At 70.7% G+C, this 19,017-nt stretch carries 13 protein-coding genes; 5 read left to right on the top strand and 8 right to left on the bottom strand.

The features are described from left to right. Positions 1-13: 13 nt before the first annotated feature. A complete protein-coding gene (locus tag DFR72_RS22905; protein ID WP_090064787.1) occupies positions 14-673 on the bottom strand; it encodes a hypothetical protein in 660 nt (219 codons plus the stop codon). Between the two features lie 145 nt (positions 674-818). On the opposite strand from DFR72_RS22905, the gene DFR72_RS22900 reads away from it, so the two are divergent. The 5 genes from DFR72_RS22900 to DFR72_RS22880 are packed head-to-tail and all read left to right on the top strand — an operon-like array spanning position 819 to position 7,983. Beyond that, positions 819-2,744, top strand: a complete 1,926-nt coding sequence (locus tag DFR72_RS22900; RefSeq protein WP_090065223.1) for a molybdopterin oxidoreductase family protein — start codon at positions 819-821, stop codon at positions 2,742-2,744. Further along, the gene (locus DFR72_RS22895; protein ID WP_090064786.1) at positions 2,745-4,514 is read left to right on the top strand and encodes an NAD(P)H-dependent oxidoreductase subunit E; all 1,770 of its coding nucleotides are present in this window, start codon (positions 2,745-2,747) and stop codon (positions 4,512-4,514) included. Beyond that, complete coding sequence (locus tag DFR72_RS22890) at positions 4,511-5,434, top strand: 2Fe-2S iron-sulfur cluster-binding protein (protein ID WP_090064785.1); 924 nt, start codon at positions 4,511-4,513, stop codon at positions 5,432-5,434. The genes DFR72_RS22895 and DFR72_RS22890 overlap by 4 nt, the downstream gene beginning before the upstream one ends. Positions 5,435-5,458: 24 nt before the next feature. Beyond that, positions 5,459-7,000 (top strand): aldehyde dehydrogenase family protein, encoded by a 1,542-nt coding sequence (locus DFR72_RS22885; RefSeq protein ID WP_090064784.1) that lies wholly within the window; start codon positions 5,459-5,461, stop codon positions 6,998-7,000. Beyond that, the gene (locus DFR72_RS22880) at positions 6,997-7,983 is read left to right on the top strand and encodes an acyl-CoA dehydrogenase family protein (protein WP_090064783.1); all 987 of its coding nucleotides are present in this window, start codon (positions 6,997-6,999) and stop codon (positions 7,981-7,983) included. The genes DFR72_RS22885 and DFR72_RS22880 overlap by 4 nt, the downstream gene beginning before the upstream one ends. Here the strand turns inward: DFR72_RS22880 and DFR72_RS22875 are convergent. From DFR72_RS22875 to DFR72_RS22850, 7 genes are all read right to left on the bottom strand, one after another. Next, positions 7,969-9,468 carry a thiopeptide-type bacteriocin biosynthesis protein gene (locus tag DFR72_RS22875; RefSeq protein ID WP_090064782.1) on the bottom strand — a complete coding sequence of 500 codons (1,500 nt, stop codon included), beginning with the start codon at positions 9,466-9,468 and terminating at the stop codon, positions 7,969-7,971. The two genes, DFR72_RS22880 and DFR72_RS22875, sit on opposite strands and share 15 nt — an antisense overlap. Before the next feature lie 18 nt (positions 9,469-9,486). Further along, positions 9,487-11,001, bottom strand: a complete 1,515-nt coding sequence (locus DFR72_RS22870) for a YcaO-like family protein (RefSeq protein ID WP_170176357.1) — start codon at positions 10,999-11,001, stop codon at positions 9,487-9,489. Next, a complete protein-coding gene (locus DFR72_RS45645) occupies positions 10,998-12,479 on the bottom strand; it encodes a hypothetical protein (protein ID WP_170176356.1) in 1,482 nt (493 codons plus the stop codon). The genes DFR72_RS22870 and DFR72_RS45645 overlap by 4 nt, the downstream gene beginning before the upstream one ends. 5 nt (positions 12,480-12,484) lie before the next feature. Then, positions 12,485-13,564, bottom strand: a complete 1,080-nt coding sequence (locus DFR72_RS22865) for a lantibiotic dehydratase C-terminal domain-containing protein (protein ID WP_090064780.1) — start codon at positions 13,562-13,564, stop codon at positions 12,485-12,487. Beyond that, complete coding sequence (locus DFR72_RS22860) at positions 13,561-15,978, bottom strand: lantibiotic dehydratase (protein ID WP_090064779.1); 2,418 nt, start codon at positions 15,976-15,978, stop codon at positions 13,561-13,563. Before DFR72_RS22860 ends, DFR72_RS22865 begins: the two co-directional genes overlap by 4 nt. After that, positions 15,975-16,148, bottom strand: a complete 174-nt coding sequence (locus tag DFR72_RS22855; protein ID WP_094030699.1) for a thiazolylpeptide-type bacteriocin — start codon at positions 16,146-16,148, stop codon at positions 15,975-15,977. Before DFR72_RS22855 ends, DFR72_RS22860 begins: the two co-directional genes overlap by 4 nt. A gap of 105 nt (positions 16,149-16,253) precedes the next feature. Next, complete coding sequence (locus tag DFR72_RS22850) at positions 16,254-18,938, bottom strand: AfsR/SARP family transcriptional regulator (protein WP_090064778.1); 2,685 nt, start codon at positions 18,936-18,938, stop codon at positions 16,254-16,256. Between the last annotated feature and the right edge of the window lie 79 nt (positions 18,939-19,017).

The raw sequence follows: 19,017 nt of genomic DNA, 5'->3' as shown, positions 1-19,017 counted from the left end.
AGGCCACGCTGACCTAAGGCCGCCACACCCGGACGGCCAGGACGGTGAAGGCGTCGGAGTTGACCGACGCCAGTTCCGCGCTCTTGACGCGCAACCAGCCGACCTGGCCGTCGGAGGTGGCGAAGCAGTGCTGTGTTCCCGGCGCGGCGGGGAGGATCGCCTCGGCGGTGTACTTCCCGCCCGCGACGGCCGCGGCGCACCGTTGCTGTGCCTGCTGCTCGGGTCCTCGGTCGTCGTGGAAGCCGCCTCCGTTGGCGCGCAGGAGGTTGAACTCGCCCAGGTGGAGGTCGATCTCCCCGACCGCACCGGGACCGGGCGTGGCCGCGACATCGTTCCCGTCGACGTCCGCACCGGTGCCGCGGGTCAGCCGGACCTCCTTCGTCCGCACGCCGTCCGGCGGGGTCCTCGTCTCGCTCGACGTCGTCGCCTCCGCGGCCGGTGATCCGTCCGGTCGCTCGTCCGTCACGACGAACTTCCACACGGCGAAGCCGACGACCAGGGTCATCACCACGCCGACGACCACGCCGAACGTACCCAGGCTGACCGTGGTGCGACGCGAGTTGTCGATGTTGCCCATGCTGGCGTCGCCGTGGATCTGGCCCACCTGGTAGGCCGTTCCGGAGCCGCGCACGCGTGCCTCGTTGTCGAACTGCGTGCCTTCTGGTCCGGTCATGTCCCGCCCTTGTCGTCGCCGCTGCCTGATCAGGGTGACGATCGCGGTTCGGGCCCGAAGCGTTTCACCGTGCCCTCGAAATCCCGCTCCAGGGACTAGCGCATACCGAAGATTGCATACAGTATGGGAGCAGGAGGTGCAGACGATGAGCAGGCGGAAGAAGACCGAGCCCTACGTGCGGCTGACCCAGCCACTGGTGCGCGACGCGGGAGTCCTGCGGCCGGCCACCTGGGACGAGGCGCTGGACAAGGCAGCAGAGGGCTTCCGCAGGAACGTGGCCAGCGGCGGCCCGGACGCGTTCGGCATGTTCTCCTGTGCGAGAGCCACCAACGAGATGAACTACATGGCCCAGAAGTTCACCAGGGCCGTGATCGGGACCAACAACGTCGACAGCTGCAACCGCACCTGTCACGCCCCGAGCGTGGCCGGGCTGGCCAAGGTGTTCGGCAGCGGTGGCGGTACCTCCTCCTACCAGGAGATCGAGGACGCCGACCTGATCGTGCTCTGGGGGTCGAACGCACGGGAGGCGCACCCGATCTTCTTCCAGCACGTGCTGAAGGCGGTCAACAAGGGCGCGCGGCTGTACGTGGTCGACCCGCGGCTGACCAGCACCGGCAAGTGGGCGCATGGGTGGTTGCAGCTCAAGGTCGGCACGGACATCCCGCTGGCGCACGCCATCGCGCGGGAGATCATCGCGTCGAACCTCACCAACATGTCGTTCGTCGAGCGGGCCACCGAGGGTTTCCAAGAGTTCGTGAAGGCCGTCGAGCCGTGGACGCTGCCGGTCGCCGAACTGGAGACCGGCGTGCCGGCCGCGCTCATCCGCGAGCTCGCGCACGCCTACGCCAAGGCGGATCGCGGTCAGCTCAGCTGGACGCTCGGCATCACCGAGCACCACAACGGCACGAACAACGTGCTGAGCCTCATCAACCTGGCGCTGCTGACCGGGCAGGTCGGGCGGTACGGCGCGGGGCTGAACCCGTTGCGCGGGCAGAACAACGTGCAGGGCGGCGGCGACATGGGCGCCATCCCAGACCGGCTGCCCGGCTTCCAGGACATCACCGATCCCGGCGTCGCGAAGAAGTTCAACGACGCGTGGGGTTCGAACTTCAAGGCCTCCAAGGGATGGAACCTCACCCAGATGCTGGAGGCGATGGAACGCGGTGACATGACCACCGTGTACATCATCGGCGAGAACCCGGTGCAGTCCGAGGCGGACTGCGAGCACACGATCAAACGACTGTCCAACCTGGACCACGTCGTGGTGCAGGACATCTTCCTCACCAAGACCGCGCAGCTCGCGCACGTCGTGCTGCCCGCAGCCGCGGCCTGGTGCGAGACGGACGGCACGTTCACCAACAGCGAGCGCCGGGTTCAGCGGGTCAGGAAAGCACTCACCCCGCCCGAAGGTGCGCGCGACGACATCGAGATCATGGGTGAGATCGCGACGCGGCTCGGCGCGGGCTGGCAGCACAAGACCGGCCAGGACGTGTGGGACGAGCTGCGCAGCCTGTCGCCGATCCACACCGGCATGACCTACGACCGGCTCGAGGCGCTCGGCGGCATCCAGTGGCCGTGCCCGGACGAGGACTCCCTCGAACCCAGCTTCCTGCACGGCCGGTTGTGGGAGGAGGACCCGGTCAAGCGCGGCATGCCCGCGACGTTCTCGCCGGTGCCGCACAGCCCGCCCGTCGACGAGCTGACCGACGAGTTCCCGTTCCGGCTCACCACCGGGCGGCGGCTCGACTCCTACAACACCGGTGTGCAGTCGGCCGGGTTCGAGTCACCGCTGCGCATGGGCGAGACGCTGGACCTGTGCCCGCAGGACGCCGAGGCGCTCGGGGTCGCCGCGGGGGAGGAAGTGCGGATCACCAGCAGGCGCGGGCAGATCCAGGCGCCGGTGCGGATCGACGACGGACTGACGCCGGGCCTGGTGTTCATGACGTTCCACTTCCCGGACGAGATCGACGTCAACGTGCTCACGATCGAGGCGACCTGCCCGATCGCGGGAACGGCCGAGTACAAGGCCGCGGCAATCCGCATCGAGAAGCTTCCGGTGAAGGTGGGTTGAGTGGATCTCAAACTGCTCGACGTCGAGCCGTCCGAGGCCGAACGCGTCGTCGTGGACCTGTTCGTCGGCATGGGTCGGGACCAGCTGTTGCCCGCTTTGCACGCGGTCAACGACAGGGTCGGCTGGATCAGCCAGGGCGCGCTGAACCACATCTGCCGCGTCCTGCACGTCCCGCCGGCCGAGGCGTACGGGGTGGCGAGTTTCTACTCGCTGTTCTCGCTGTCCGAACGGCCGGCGAAGGTCGTGCACGTCTGCGTCGACCTGGCCTGCCAGGTCAACGGCGCGAAGTCGCTGTGCGACAGGCTGACCGGCGAGCTCGGTCCGGCGGGGGCGAAGAGCGGCTGGTTGCGCAGCCCGTGTCTCGGGGTGTGCGAGAAGGCTCCGGTCGCGCTCGCGTTCGAGGCGGGGGAGGTGGCGGCGGAGCAGCTCCTGGCGCCCACCACCGCCGAAGAGGTGATCGCGGTGGCGGCCGCCGGTCCCTCTCATGTGGACGGTGAGCGCGCGGAGGTGCCGCAGGCCGGATCCCCCGGCCTGCGGCTGCTCGAGCGGGTCGGCGTCGTCGACCCGGAGTCGCTCGACGACTACCGGGCGACGGGCGGCTACTCGGCGTTGCGGACGGCACTCCTCCTGGGGCCGTCCGGGGTGATCCGCGAGGTCACCGACGCCAAGCTGATGGGCCGCGGCGGTGCGGCGTTCCCGACGGGACGCAAGTGGGACGCGACCGCCCGTCAACCCGTGCGCCCGCACTACCTGGTGTGCAACGCGGACGAGAGCGAGCCCGGTACGTTCAAGGACCGCCTGCTGATGGAGGGCGACCCGTACGCGGTGATCGAGTCGATGACGATCGCCGGGTTCGCCGCCGGCTGCTCGCGCGGCTACCTCTACCTGCGCGGCGAGTACCCGCGGGCGCTGCACCTGCTGCGCAACGCCATCGCACGGGCTCGTGAGCGCAACTACCTCGGCGAGAACATCATGGGCCACGAGGGTTTCTCGTTCGACATCGAGATCCGGCGTGGCGCGGGTGCGTACATCTGCGGCGAGGAAACGGCGATCCTCAACTCCATCGAGGGCTTCCGCGGTGAGCCGCGCTCGAAGCCGCCGTTCCCGGTGGAGTCGGGGCTCTTCGGCAAACCGACGGTGGTCAACAACGTGGAGACGCTGGTCAACGTGCCGGTGATCCTCACGGAGGGGTGCGAGGCCTACACCCGCATCGGCACCTCCGGCTCGGCGGGCCCGAAGCTCTTCTGCCTGTCGGGCAACGTCAGTCGTCCGGGCGTGTACGAGGTGCCGTTCGGCACCACGCTCGGGGAACTCCTCGACCTGGCGGGTGGCGTGCCGCCAGGCCGGGAGCTGCGAGCGGTACTGCTCGGCGGGGCGGCAGGCGGGTTCGTCCGCCCGGACGAGCTCGACCTGCCGCTCACCATGGAGGACGCGCGGGCGGCGAACACCACGCTCGGCTCGGGAGTCGTGCTGGTGCTCGACGACACGGCCGACCTGGGCAGCTTCCTGTTGCGCATCGCCGCGTTCTTCCGCGACGAGTCGTGCGGGCAGTGCGTGCCGTGCCGGATCGGCACCGTGCGCCAGGAGGAGGCGATGCACCGCCTGCTGGGCAAGCGCCCGCTGAGCACGTCCGCCGCCGATCTCCAGTTGCTGCGTGAAGTGGGGCAGGTCATGCGCGACTCGTCCATCTGCGGGCTGGGCCAGACAGCCTGGAACGCCATCGAATCAGCCCTCGACCGCCTGGGTTACGCCGAGGAGGCAGCATCATGACGATCGTCGAGATCGGCCTTCCGAAGCGCTTGGTCGAGCTGACCCTGGACGGCGAGTCCGTGCGCGTGCCGGAAGGCGCCACGATCCTGGACGCCTGCACCGCCAAGGGGAAGTCGATCCCGACGCTCTGCTACGGCGACACCCTGAAGCCGGCAAACGCTTGCCGCGTCTGCATGGTCGAGGTCGAGGGCGCCCGCACGCTCGTGCCGTCGTGCTCGCGCAAGGTCGAGCCGGGCATGGTCGTGCACACGGAGTCCGAGCGCACGAAGCACAGCCGCAAGCTGGTGCTGGAACTTCTCGGGTCCGCGACGGACCTCTCCACCACGCCGCACGTGGACGAGTGGATGTCCGCGTGCGGTGCCGACCCTTCCCGCTTCGGCCCGCCGGCACCGCCGTCGGACGACCGGGACGACCGCCGGGCGGGTGAGCACGACGAACCCGACGGCCAGACCGCTGCCACCGTGCGGCAACCGATCAAAGTGGACAATCCGCTGTACGTCCGCGACCTGGGCAAGTGCATCCTGTGTTACAAGTGCGTCGACGCGTGCGGCGACCAGTGGCAGAACACCTTCGCGATCTCGGTGGCCGGTCGAGGCTTCGACTCGCGGATCTCCACGGAGTTCTCCACGCCGCTGCCCGAAAGCGCTTGCGTCTACTGCGGGAACTGCATCGAGGTCTGTCCCACGGGTGCGCTGAGCTTCAAGCGCGAGCACGACAAGCGCGAGGACGGCACCTGGGACGAAGAGGCCCAGACGCAGACCACGACCATCTGCACGTTCTGCGGGGTCGGGTGCAACCTCACCCTGCACGTGCAGGACAACGAGATCGTGAAGGTCACGTCGCCGCACGAAAGCACGGTCACGCACGGAAACCTGTGCATCAAGGGCCGTTTCGGCTGGCAGCACGTGCAGAATCGCTGATCAAGCATCCGGGAGGGCGCTCCGATGTCGTTGATCCTCAAACCAGGAACCTCGTGGCACGACGTGTATGCACAGTGCGTCGAAGTCGCACCCGAAGCGTTCCACGACGACCGGCTGCTCAACCACTTCGGCGGCGAGTGGAGTCGTTCCGGCGAACCGGTGCCCGCCACCAGTCCGGTCGACGGTTCCACCATCGCGGGCCCGCCGTTCCTCGACTTCGACGTCGCGGGACGGGCGGTCGTCGCGGCCGTCGACCAGCACGTCGAGTGGTGCAACGTGCCGCTCGCGGAACGCAAAGCCCGCGTGTCGGAGGCGTTGGACTCGCTCACCGAGCACCGCGACCTGCTGTCGTTGCTGCTGGTGTGGGAGATCGGCAAGCCGTGGCGTCTCGCCACGGCCGACGTCGACCGCTGCATCGAGGGCGTGCGCTGGTACGTCGAGGAGATCGACTCGATGCTGGCCGGCCGTGCGCCGCTGAACGGCCCGGTCAGCAACATCGCCTCGTGGAACTACCCGATGAGCGTGCTGATGCACGCGATGCTGGTGCAGGCGCTCGCGGGCAACGCCGTCATCGCCAAGGCGCCGACGGACGGCGGCGTCAGCTGCCTGACGCTGGCGACCGCGCTGGCCGTCCGGTCGGGGCTGCCGCTGACGCTCGTGTCCGGCAGCGGGAGCGAGCTCGCACCGGTTCTGGTCGGGTCGTCGTTCCTGGGCTGTGTGTCCTTTGTGGGCGGTCGTGACGCCGGCAGCTCCATCGCGACGCGACTGGTCGACTCGAACCGGCGGCACGTGCTGGAGCAGGAGGGCCTGAACTGCTGGGGAGTCTGGGAGACCGACTCCTGGGACGTGCTCGGCACGCAGATCCGCAAGGCGTTCGACTACGGCAAGCAGCGCTGCACCGCCTACCCGCGGTACGTCGTGCAGCGGTCGCTGTTCGACAAGTTCCTCAACGTCTACCTGCCCGCGGTGCGGGACGTGAGGTTCGGGCACCCGCTCGCGGTCGCCGCACCCGATGACGAGCTGCCGGAGCTGGACTTCGGGCCGTTGATCAACGACGCGAAGGCCAAGGAGCTCGGCGACGTCGTGGACGAGGCGATCCGGGCAGGCGGCGTGCCGCTGTACCGGGGATCGGCGGACTCCGGCCGGTTCCTGCCGGGCCAGCAGACCGCCGCCTACCTGGCGCCGGTCGCGATCCTCGACCCGCCGCGCTCGTCGGTGCTGCACCACGCCGAGCCGTTCGGACCGGTCGACACGATCGTGCTGGTCGACACCGAGGCGGAGCTGCTGGCCGCCATGAACGCCTCGAACGGCGCTCTGGTCGCGTCGCTGGCCTGTGACGACGAGGCCACCGCGCGGCGGCTGAGCGAGGACGTGCAGGCGTTCAAGGTCGGCATCAACAAGCCCCGGTCGCGGGGTGACCGGGACGAGGTGTTCGGCGGTCGCGGCGCCTCCTGGCGCGGTGCGTTCGTCGGCGGCTCGCTGCTGGTCCACGCCGTCACCGAGGGCCCGCCTGACGAACGGCCGTACGGCAACTTCCCCTCCTACTCGCTCTACCCGCCCACGTGACGTACCGGGCGGACCTGCTCCGCATCGTGCAGACCGTGGTGGCGCCGAACGCCGCGGACGTCGACCAGCACTCCAGGTTCCCGCGCGCCGCCGTGAACGCCCTGGGCGCGCGGGGCCTGCTGGGCATGACGATCTCCCGCACGGTCGGCGGGGGAGGCCAGGACGTCCGGTCGGCCGGCAGGGTGGTCGAGGAGGTCGCCAAGGTCTGCGGCGCAACGGCTTCCGTGCTGCGCTCGCACTACTCCGCGGCCGCCGTGCTCGACCGCTCGGGCCCGCACTGGTCGCGGGCCGAGATCGCGGCGGGCCGGCACCTGTCGACGCTGGCGGCTTTCGGTCCGTCCGGCGAGATGTCGACGCACGGCGATGTGGTGCAGGTGCGGGCCCGCAAGAGCTGGGTGATCGCGGCTGGCGAGGCGGACAGCTACGTCTGGTCGTGCGGCACGGCGTTGTGGCTCGTCCCCGCGGAAGCGCCGGGGCTGCTGGTTCCGGCCGATCACGCCGGGATGGGCTTGCGGGGCACCGTCGCCACCTGCGTGGAGGCGGATCCCGTGCGAGTGCCCGCGTCCAACCGGCTGTGGTCGGAGGAGCTGGCGTTCCCGTGGTTCATGGTGCTGGGGGCCGCGGTGTCGCTGGGACTGATGGAGGGCTCGCTGGCGGCGGCCGTCGGGCACCTCGGCGGCGGTGATCCGCGCACCCGGTCCGACCTGGCCCGGATGCGGTTGCGCACCGACGCGCTCCGGGTGCTGTACAACGACACGCTGTCCGCGGTGACGTGGCATCCGGAACGGTCGGCCGACCGCGTCCGGCTGCTGGCGGTCACCGCGACCGAGGCCGCCGTCGCGGTGACGGACCTGGCGATGAAGGTGTGCGGGGACGCGGCTTTCCGCCGTGATCTCGGCATCGAGCGGCGGTTCCGGGACGCTCGGGCGGCGGCCGCGATCGAGCCGGCGGTGGACGACCTGCTGGACTCAGTCGAGATTTGAGGCCAGCGGCAGGAAGTAGACCAGAGCGTCGTTCACGCCGTCGAGCCCGATGACGTCGTGCGCGATGTCGTCGTAGAACCCGCCGACCAGTCCCGTGCGGATGCCCAGGTTCGCCGCCGTGACGGTGAGGTTCTGGGCGAGGTGCCCGGCCTCGGTGAACGCGAACCTGAGCGCTCGCAGGCCGTACGTCTGCCGCAGCGCGCCGAGCCTGATGTAGAGAGCGAGAACGGCTGGGGTTCCGGCCAGTTCGGTGGTGCCGGGACCGAACCACATCGAGGTCGCTTCGAGGTCGTCGATCGACGGCGCCTCGCCGAACCACGTCAGGGCGCGCTCGACCTCGTTGACCTCGTAGCGGCCGCGGGCCAGGCCGTCGACGTTCAGCGCGATGAGCCGGACCCTGGCGCAGTACTGGGCTCCGGCGCTCGGGTAGGGCCACCTGCCGTCCTTGGGGGACATGGCGTTCCACAGCAGGGTGCCGAGCTGTTCGGCGTTCAGGTCGCCGGTGAGGTCGCGGCTGGTCCGGCGGGCTCTGAGCGTGTCCGTGTCCACTGTGGATGGAAGTGAGGTGGTGGACGGCCACGACTGGCGGGGAGCCGCGTTCTTGCGGGGGAGCTGATCGCTGAAGCCCGGCAGGAACTTGCTCGCCTCCAGGTAACGGCGGTCCGGCGCGGTCTCGCCGTCGTCGTGGAAGTCCGTCAGGCCGTTGGGGGACATGGCGGCGGCCGCGGTGGTCCAGCAGATCATGCGCTCTTCGTTGGGCGTGATGCCCATGCGGTTGAGCAGCATGTGCAGCTGTGAGGCCCAGACGTACGGCAGCCAGCCGTCGAGCTGTTGCTTGGCCTCGTTGATCGTGGTCCGCCAGTGGGCCACCGCGCCTCGTGGTTCGCGGTGCCAGCGCGCGGCCAGGTCACGGCCTCGCTTGGCCAGGAGCTGGTTCGCGGCGTGCTGGGAGCCGATGGTGGGCACGGGCGCCTGTTCCCGGACGTTGCGCCAGCCGGAACCGAGGCTGCGCAACCAGCTCGCGGCCTGGGGCAGGTTCAGGTCGAGCGCCTTCGCCGTGGCGATCGTGAGGTCGATGGCGGCGGTGAGGCGGGCGCTGTCCGTGCGGGTCGCCTTGAGCACGGCGACCGCCACGTCCGTGCTGTGGCAGAAGACCTCTTCGGCGATCGGCAGTGCTCCCGGGCCCCCGTACCGTTCGGTCTCCGGGACGTACTCGACCTCGCGGACGTCACCGTGCGGTAGCCAGTTCGGCTCGCCCGGTTCCTGCCGGAAGTCTTGTGCTGCGATGAGTTCCCGCAGTTGTACTTCGAGTTTGTCGGCGTTCTGCGCGTTCTTGATCCTGACTCGGAGGTGCGGGCCGGTCTCCCAGTAGCGCAGGAAGTACCACTCCTGGCCGGCCATCACGGGGGCCAGCGCGTCGGCGATGAAGGCGTCGAGGTCCGCTCGGTTCCAGTTCACCCTGCAGTGCAGGCCGGTCCAGGTCACAGCTGCTCCAACGGTGGTTCAGGGGAACGGGTGGGGATGGCCGGCGGTGCCGCCGAGGCGGGACAGGCCTGTCGTCCGGCGGTGCAGGTGCCCGAACGTCATGGGCAGCGCGCCCGGCACGATCACCTTGGCGCAGTGCAGCCCGAGGGTGTTCGTGGTGTGCGGGTCGGACTGGTCTACCGCGATCAGCTCCAAGCCCATGTCCTGGAGCTCTTCGGTGTAGCGGTCGAGCAACTCGCGCAGATCGGTGTGGTTTCGCCGATCGGGGAGGACCTCGGGCGGGTCGTCGCTGACCAGGTTCGCGTACCGCTCCCTCGCCTCCGGCAGGGTGTTGACGGCGACGTGGTCGTCCATGCTCAGGACCTGGGCCGGGTCGTGCAGGAGGCGCAACAGGCGTTCCCTTCGATAGTTCTCGGGATTCGCTCTTGCGCGATCGGCGAACGCCTCGACGTCCACGGCGACCTCCACGGCGGCCGACCGCAGGGCCTTCACCGGGTCTGGGCCGGCGCCGGCGGCGAAGAACGCCTGGGGCAGGCCGTCTCTCGTGGTCCTGGCCAGGGTCAGCACGGCCGGGATGCCCAGGTCGTTGGTGGCGTTGAGGAACAGCAGCTCGTAGCCGAGCTCTTCGAGCCGGTCGGTGAGGTGGTGCAGCAACGGGTCCGGTGGGAGTGTGATCCTGGTCAGCGGCGTCTGGGCGTACCAGGCCATCAGGAACGCGTCGCGTTCGGCCACCTCGAACAGGCCGTGCAGCACCGCCTCGGTCAGGCTGTTGCCGAGCCCGCAGCCGTTGGACGTCTCGTGCACGAACCGCTGCTCCGCCGGTGTGTGCGCGGCCCAGTACGCGACCTGCTCCGGGATCAGGACGGGCGCGCGCCGGGTGTAGGACCAGCCTTTCGCCCAGCGCATCTTCAGGTCCGGATGGTAGGTGTTGCCGAAGTCGGTGAGCCCCAGGCGTTCCGGGTCGAGTGCCCGGTCCGGTCCCAGCTCGGCGAACGAGGCTTCTCTCGGGTCCGGGTGGCGCGGTCGCATGCCGTTGCGGCGTTCGATCGCCTCGAAGACGGCCACGCGTTCGGCCTCTTCGAACGACGTGGTGCGGCCGTAGCCGGCGGTGTGGGAGTCGAGCTCCGCGGTGACCGTGGCGAGCGGCAGGTCTCCCGTGCGGAACAGCGCGGTGACCGGACCGTGCCGGAAGTCGACCACGGCGTCCTTCAACCCGGTGCTCCTGTTAGGGGTGCGGAGTTCGCCGTTGGGGGTCCTGGTGTCCTCGTTGGCCTCGGGTGCCGGGGAACAGCAGTCGCCGGGCGTGATCCGGTGGGTGGACACCAGTCCCAGGTCGGTGCGGATCGCGATCACGGTGTCGTGCTGCTGGTTTTCGAGTGCGGCCACCAGGGGGTGGAACGCCGGTGCGACCAAGCCCTTCAGCCGCACGTCGCGGGGTGCTTTGGCCGTTGCGAGCCGTGCGGTCTCCGCGCAGTCGACGCAGACGCCGGCGGTCGGGCCGATGAGGGCGAGGCCGCCGTCCACGCGGCTCATCGGTACGCCCTGAGGCCGGCGGCACGGAGTTCCGGGTCGAGCCGGAGCGCCCGGATCCTGACGCCGGGCAGCATCGCGATCGCCTGCTGGAGCCGTTCTTCGCGGTCCCGCACGTCGGCGGGCCAGTGCCATTGCCGGGTGACCCAGTCGGGGTGGTCAGCGGGCTTGAGCGGGGCGGCGCCGTTGAGGTGGGCGGTGCCGGTGCGCCCCGCCTGGGCGTACCCGGTGGCGGCGAGGGCGGCGAAGGCCACCGCGTCCGCGGCCGTCGCTTCGACCGCCCACGCGAGAACGCGCTGCCCGTTGCTGATCTCCGCCTTGTGGATGCCGGGTGCGAGGCGCTCGGTCCGGACCACGGCGGGAATGCCGAACCTCGAGGTCAACGCCTTCCACCACCTGTGCGCGGTCGGGTCGCTGGTCCACTCGTGGGCGTCGGCCGGTTCGCCCCGGTGGTGGCGTGCGGCCAGGCGGAGGGCGGCGCCTCGGGCGTGGGTCTCGTCGATGCCGATCACGCCGTCGGACTTGAGGGCGTTGAGGGCGGCGTTGAGGCGGGCGCTGTCGGCCGTGGTGCCGATGCCCAGTGCGTCTCCCGAGGTGGCGAGGTTCGCCGGGACCTGGGGGAGGGGTCCGAACACAGGGGTGTCGACCGGGCCGAGCTCGTGGTCGGTGAGGGCTTCGAGGGCTCGCCACGGGTCTGACGGGGGAGCGCCTTGCAGGAGCGGGTGGTAGGTGGCGCTGAGGGGGTCTGCGTGGGCGACCAGGGCCATCGGGTAGGTGCCCGTGGCGAGTTCGGAGGCCGGGTCCGGCAGGCCGGCGAGAGCGCAGACGACGCGGTGCACGGCGGAGGATCCGATGAGAGCGGCCAGGACCTCGGGTGGTTCGCCTGTCACGCCAAGCCGTGCAGCGGTACGCATAGTGACTTCAGTGTTGACCGAAAGAAAGCCCTCTGCCGTCGGTGGCAGCACGTAGCCGACATCGGTTCCACAACCCGCCACGACAACGAGATCTCCTGCGGACACGACGAGTTCGCGGTCACCGGCCTTCGACCGCTCCACCGCCAGTCCCACCGCCTCCGCCGCCCGGACGGCCGCGTCCTCCAGCGCCCCGTGGCCCGCCACGACCACCACGGCCCCGCGAAGCCGGCGCCAGGCCTCCACCGGTTCCGCGGCTGCCGACTCCAGCCAGGCCGCCACCTCCGGAGCAGGCACGTCCGCACCCCACGAAGGCATCTCGACCAGCATGTCGTGCTCCCACAACTGTTCCAGGATCAGCGTGACCGCGGCCCGAACGGCCGGGGCAGTGCCTTCCGGTACCTCCAGGGAGGCGCGCGGAAGTCCCGACTCCAGCTGCGGGGCCAGGCGCTGCCACACCTTCCACAGGCCGGAGCCGCCGGAGAGAGTGCAGCTCGAGGCCCAGCCGCGCAGGTGCAGGCCGTCGGAGGTCTGCGTGGCCTGGACGACCGGGCGCAGTCGCACGAGCACGCGCGTCACCCGACCTTCGGCAGTGCGTCGAACTGTTCGGCCCAGGTGGTGCCGAGGACCTGCTGTGCGGCGTTGGCGAGGAGGTGGGCCGCGGCGTAGCGCTCCATCGGGGTGACGTCGCAGATGGCCAGCAACTGGTAGAGGACGTTGGTGCCGACGCGGTAGACGGCCATCGAGCGCGCGATCGCCGGGTCGGAGAGGTCCACGGTCCACATCGCCGTGTGGTAGTCGCTGAACTTCGTCCGCTCGCCGTAGTTGTAACGCCGGATCGCGTCCTCGTCGCCGATCTCGTAGGCGCGTTCGCCGTGGCGTGGGTTGGGATCCGCGGTGAGCAGGCCCGCGTCGTAGCGTTCCTGGGCGGTCAGGCGCAGGGCGATGGTCCAGGTCTGCCAGGCCGCTTCCAGGTGGGTCGTCGGGTGGCCCAGTGCCACCTGTTCGACCAGGGCGCACGCCGCAGAGGCGTTCGCGGTCCAGATCGAGTCCAGTTTGGACCGGATGGTGCCGTCGGGGTCGTTGGCCAGCAGGAAGTCCTCGACGTGCGAGACGAACGAGTGGTAGCCGTACCGCAGGCCGGCCGGGTAGCGGCTGGCGTGGACGGCCATGGCGGTCAGCGCCAGGGTTGCGCGCGGAACGGAGAGGGAGTGGCGCAAGACCGGAACGCCCAGCCGGAGGCCTTCGGCGCGCACGGCGATGTGCTCCTCTGACAGGAGCGAACGCAGACGCGTGTCGTCGGTCTGCTCGATGCGCACGGAGTTGTTGGGGTGGAACGGGGTGAACGGCGGCAGGAGCAGTTCGGCGACGGCCGCGGACTCGGCGTGGGCGAGCAGGGAGGCCTCGGCGAGTTCCACAGTGGACGGATGCGCGGCCAGGTAGGAGCGCAGCAGGGTGGCCAGCAGCAACGCAGCCGTCGGCGCGGACGGGCCGGACAGCACGACCCGCACGTGCGGGCCGTGCAGCCAGTGGCGTTCCACGTGACCCGTGACGTCGGAGAAGGCGGCTTCGGTGGCGGCGAGAGCGGGCAGGACGCCGTCGCGCAGCAGCGGTGCCTTGATCGGGTCGTGGTAGTAGCAGACGACGTCGGTCATCCGGCCCTCCGGTAGGTCTCCGCGACGACCTCCAGCACCTGCCCGGACGGCACCGGGAGCGCCTCGGTCAGCCGGACGTGGTCGCCGTAGCGGGGAGTCAGGCGCGGCAGGCAACGCAGGTGCAGTGCGTTGGTGAGGTCGGCGTACTGCGGTTTCGGGCCGTTCACGCGCGCCTCGAAGTCCTCGCGGGAGGTGATGACGCCGCCCATGCCCGCGAACAGCTGCGCGGGCATGCCGTACCGGGCGCGCAACGCGGTCGCACCGGCGACGGACGAGAACGCCTCTTCCAGGGCAGCGGAGGGGAAGTCCCAGTAACGCCGGCCGAGCACGACGTCGCGGTAACGCAGCCGATCAGCGACCCGCACGTCACCGCGGACCTCGACGGGCTGCAGCGGCGAGAGGTCGGCCGCGCCGCAGGACAGGTCCGCGTGCAGGGCGGCGACGCGGTCGGGCAGCGAGATCGGCATGAGGTAACCGAGGTACAGCACGTCCAGGACGGCACCGTTGTCCCGGCGCCGCAGCCGCAGCTCGTCGTTCTCCTGGTCGTGGAAGATCTCCAGCGCGTCCGGTGTGTGGTCGGCCCAGTGCGGGTCCTCGCCGATCTCGGCGCGCCCGAGCAGCGGGTGCAGGTTCGGGTTGAAGCCCTGCACCGGCCGGTACTCGGCGAACCCGCGCGGGAACACACCGTCCAAAGTGGCCCGGACGGTCGCGTAGGCCTCGGGCGGCAGCAGGTCGAGGAACCGGCCGGGGAAACGGCCGAACCCGTCGTAGACGTGGTTGACCACCAGGCCGTCCGGCGAAGGCTGGGCGAAGAACGAGTACGAGACCGGCCTGGTCTTCATCCACGAGGGCAGCAGGTCGGCGGCGGCGGTGACGACCTCGTCGGTGATCACGCCGTCCCGCACCAGATCGGCGACCTGCGCGCGGCTCGCCCCGAGCCCGCCGGTCGGCGCGCCGGACATGGCCTCGTGCATCAGCGGCGCGCACTCGGCGAGGCGGGCGGATCCGCCGCGGCCGAAGTTCGTGACGAACAGGTCGCGTGAGTGCCGCCGGATCGCGAGGTGCCGGTCGAACAGCATCAGCAACGGGGTCAGGCCGGCCAGCGACCGCATGCCGTCGTAACCGTGCGCACGGCCGAGCCGGTTCGACTGGGGCAGCACGACGTCCTCGCTCAACGGCGTCACGCCGCTCAGGTCCACCCCGGCGACCGAGCCCAGTTCCTCCCAGGCCGCGAACAGGGCGGCGAGCGCGGCAGGCCGTTGCGCGGCGCCGATCTCGGCGAACGCCAGGGTGTCGCGGTGGATCGACACGACCCGGTCGGCGAGCTCGGGGCGTCCGGTGTCGCGCAGCCACGAGGCCAGCGCGGGACAGGCGGCGGGGTCCTGCGGGTCCATCGGCAGCACCGGCACGAGGAGCTTGATGTCGAGCAGCAACGCCACGTAGTGCTGCGCGCGATGGGACTCGCCGTCGGGCAGCCGGGTCGCGAGCGCGCTGGCGAGCTCGGCGGGGCTGATGCCCTTGGGGTTCGCGCCCGTGAGGCCGACGAGGAACTGCAGCGGCGCGCTCGACGCCAGTTCCACGTCCTCCTGGATGCCGACGTACGCGCGCAACGGGCCCCGAGCGGGAACGTCGCGGCGGAACTTCACCTGGCCGCCGTCGAGGTGCACGTCGGGGGCGAGGCGGTGCGGGTGGTCGAAGAGGTGCTCGCGGTCGGCGAGCAGGGCGGCGGTCAACCGCGACAGCAGCACCTGGTTGACCCGCGTGACGGCGACCGGTGTGCCCCAGTCGGGCGTGGGCGCGTCGGGGGACCAGGTGGCCCAGCCGACCGACGCGTACCAGGACAGGGGACTGGTCTTCGCCGTCGCGCGCAGGGCGTAGCGCAGCACCGCCGGTTCGGCCTTGCGGGAACGCTTGTCACCGGCGCCCGCCCGCGCGAGTCCCTGCCACAGGTCGCGGCCGCTGAAGACGGCCGCCTTCCGCAGGGACTCGTTGCCGCACAACGTCGCGAGCACCTCGCGTTCGGCGGCGAGCGCGTCCGGCAGCAGCCGCTCGACCTCCTCGGTCAGCGCGGCCCGCCGGTCCGTCGCGGCCAGCCACTCGCCGAGCCGCGGAAAGCGCGACACCAGCGAGTCGGCCTCGGCGCGCAGCGAAGGGCGGGGTGACCGTCCGTTGTGGACGTCGCGGCGCAACGGCAGCACGACGGCGCGGTGGTAGGCGTCGGGGTGCGTGCCGGCGCTGTCGTGCAACAGGTCCGACACCGGGCCGGCCAGCGACACCAGCGAGGCCTCCACCGCCGCCAGGGCCTCCACCGCCCGCCGGAACGGCGCTGCCGCCGCAGCGCCGTCCGGGTGCGGCAGGGCCGCCAGGCGCACGAGTGCGTATGGCGCTGTTTCTCCCTGCACGCGATCGCTCATGCGTTCTGTACGGGAGGCTGGGTACAGCTGCTGCACGACGAACTGCCGCACGAGCACGACGACGCGCCACCGGACGCACCGGACTCCGGCAACGCGACCGAGTCGCGCAGGGAGGTGACCGCGAGGTCGCCGAGCTCCAGGTCGTCAGGGTCGAAAGAGAGATCCTTCATGCCGTGTCCTCACGTCTTCAGTTGTGGCGAACTCGCCCGAGGGCTGTTCGGACCAGGCTGGAGAAACGCGATACGGCACGGATCGCACTTTGCTTGATCGGCCGGTCACAGACGTGAACGGACCTCGTCGGCCTTGGGCTCGCCCAGCTCCTCGAACAACGTCACGGACTCCAGCCAGCACTTCTCCGCGCCACGGCGATCACCGAGGCCGTCCAGCGCCAGCCCGAGGTTGTCCAGCGACTCGGCCTGCCCGTAGAGGTCGCCGATCGCCCGGAACGTCTCCAGCGCCCGTTCGACGTACGACACGGCCTCGGTGAAGTCGAGCAGCCCCCGGTACACCTCGCCGATGTTGTTGAGCAGGATGGCCTCGCTGTACGGGTCCTTGATGTCCGTGCGGATCTCCAGCGCCCGCAGGTACCGCGCCAGCGCGACGTCGAACCGGCCCGCGTCGGCGTGCAGCAGCGCGATGTTGTTCAGCGTCACGGCTTCCGTGTGCAGATCGCCCAGCTCCCGGGCGATCTCGGCGCACTGCTCGTAGCACGCCAGCGCGTCCTCGGTGCGGCCCTGCACCATGTGCACGATGCCGATGTTGTTGAGCGCCGGCACCTGCCGCGACCTGTCGCCGGTCGCGCGGAAGATCGCGAGCGCCTGCTGGTTGCAGTCGATGGACTCGTCGTGCCGCCGGACCTCGCGCAGCGCGATGCCCAGCGTGATCAGCATCCGGCCCTCGGCGTCGCGGTCGCCGACCGACCGTGCGGCGGCCAGCGCGACGCCGTGCGTGTCGATCCAGTCCGCCCAGTGCTTGCGCAGGTTGAAGAAGTCCCACAGGCATTGAGCGAGGCTCCAGCACTGCTCGGGCAGCTCGTGCTGGGCGGCGTCGCGGATCGCGGCGACGAGGTTCGCGCGTTCGGTGTCGCACCACAGCAGGGCCGCGTCGCGGTCCGCGAACGTGCGCGGGTGCACGGCCGGGTCCGCGGGACCGATCTCCAGCTTGCGCTGCGGGTTGAGCTGCTGCGCGCTGTGCCAGGACGTGTGCACGTACCAGTCGAGCACCCGGCGCCGCGCCAGCGCACGGGCGGGCGGCGCGTCGGCGGCCATGACCTGTTCGACGGCGTACGCGCGCAGCAGGTCGTGCAGGCTGTAGCGGCCGGGGGTGTGCTGCTGCAGCAGGTGTTCGTCGAGCAGCGTCTCCAGCAGGTCGCCCGCCTCGTACGCGGTCAGCCCGGCGAGTGCGGCGGCCGAGTCGGCGGTGACGTCTTCTCCCGGGTGGAGTCCGAGGAGGCGAAACAGGCGCCTCTGGTTTTCCGGCAACGCCTGGTACGAGAGGTCGAACACGCCCCTGGTACCGAGGCCTCCTCCCCGTTCGAGCCGGTCCACCAGGTCCTGCATCGTCCACTGTGGACGGCGAGCCAGCCGTTTCGCGGCGAGCGCGACGGCGATCGGCAGGTGCCCGCACAGCTCCGCGATGCGTTCCGCGGCCTCGTGATCGGCCCGCACCCGGTCCTCGCCGGCGATCCGGGAGAGCAGCGCGAGTGCCTCGCCGGACGTGAAGACGTCGAGGAGGACCGACTGCGCGCCGTCCAGCCGCAGCAGCGTGCGGCGGCTGGTGATCAGCACCATGCAGCTGGAACCGCCGGGCAGCAACGGCCGCACCTGGTCCTCACCGGCGGCGTTGTCGAGCAGCACCAGCGTGCGCTTGCCCGTCAGCCGGTCGCGGTAGAGCGCCGCCCGTTCCTCCAGCGACTCCGGGATCTGCCCGCCGGGCACGCCCAGCAGCCGCAGGAAGCTCTCCAGCACGGCGGACGGGTCGGCGGGCAGCTCGTCGGCGTCGAAGCCGTGCAAGTCGGCCCACAGTTGCACGTCCGGAAAACGCTGAACGAGCCGGTGGGCCGCGCGCACAGCCAGTTTCGTCTTGCCGACACCGGCCATGCCCTCGATCGCGGAGATCACGACGGTGGTCTGCGGTCCCGGCTCGCACAGCCGCCGCAGCTCGGACTCGCGCCCGGTGAACTCCGCGATGTCCATCGGCAGCTGGCGGTGCGCGTTCAAAGCCGCGGGCGAGGGCACCCGGCTTTCGAGGACCACCTGCTGCAACTGGCGCAACCGCGCACCGGGCTCGACGCCGACCTGCTCGATCATGTGCTTGCGGGCCGTCGCGTACGCCTCGAGTGCCTCGTTGCGGCGGCCGGAGCGGTCCAGCGCCAGCATCAGCAGCGCCCAGAGCTCCTCGCGCAGCGGGTGCAGCGCCGTCTCCCGCCGCAACCGGTCGATCACGTCGTCGAACCGGCCCAGTTCCAGCGACGCCCTGGCGAACCGCTCGACGGCCGTGAGCCGGCGTTCCTGGATCCGGGTGAACTCCGCGCGCAGCAACGGGCCCGCGTTCAGCTCGGCGGTCGGGATGCCGTGCCACCGGGCCAGCGCCTGGCCGAACAGGCCGGCCGCGGCGTCCGTGTCGCCGTCCGCGAGCGCGTCCTCCCCTTCGCGCACCAGCCGGTCGAACGAGTCGAGGTCCAGTTCGCCCGGCTCGACCACGAGCTGGTAGCCGTGGCCCGCCTTGGTCTTCAGCCGGTCGCCGAGGACCTTGCGCAACCCGGCGACGTAGGTGCGCAGGTTGGACTCGGGCGACACCGGCGGAGAATCCCAGACCGCGTCCGTCAGCTGTGCGACGCTGACGGCCTCGTTGGCGTGCAGCAGCAGCATGGTGAGCACCGCGCGCTGCCGGGGGCCGCCCAGCTCCAGCACCGTGCCCGCCCGCCGTACCGCCAGCGAGCCGAGCAGCAGGAACTCCACAGGTCGATCGCTCCTCGATGATCCAGGCGTTGGGGTGGCACGACCATCCTCGCGCACTTCCTGACGGTCTGTGCACGGC

The sequence above is a fragment of the Lentzea flaviverrucosa genome, from assembly GCF_003350445.1.
Taxonomy (GTDB): Bacteria; Actinomycetota; Actinomycetes; order Mycobacteriales; family Pseudonocardiaceae; genus Lentzea; species Lentzea californiensis.
Note: the sequence above shows the minus strand (reverse complement) of the source record. Positions and strands in the feature narration are given on the sequence as shown.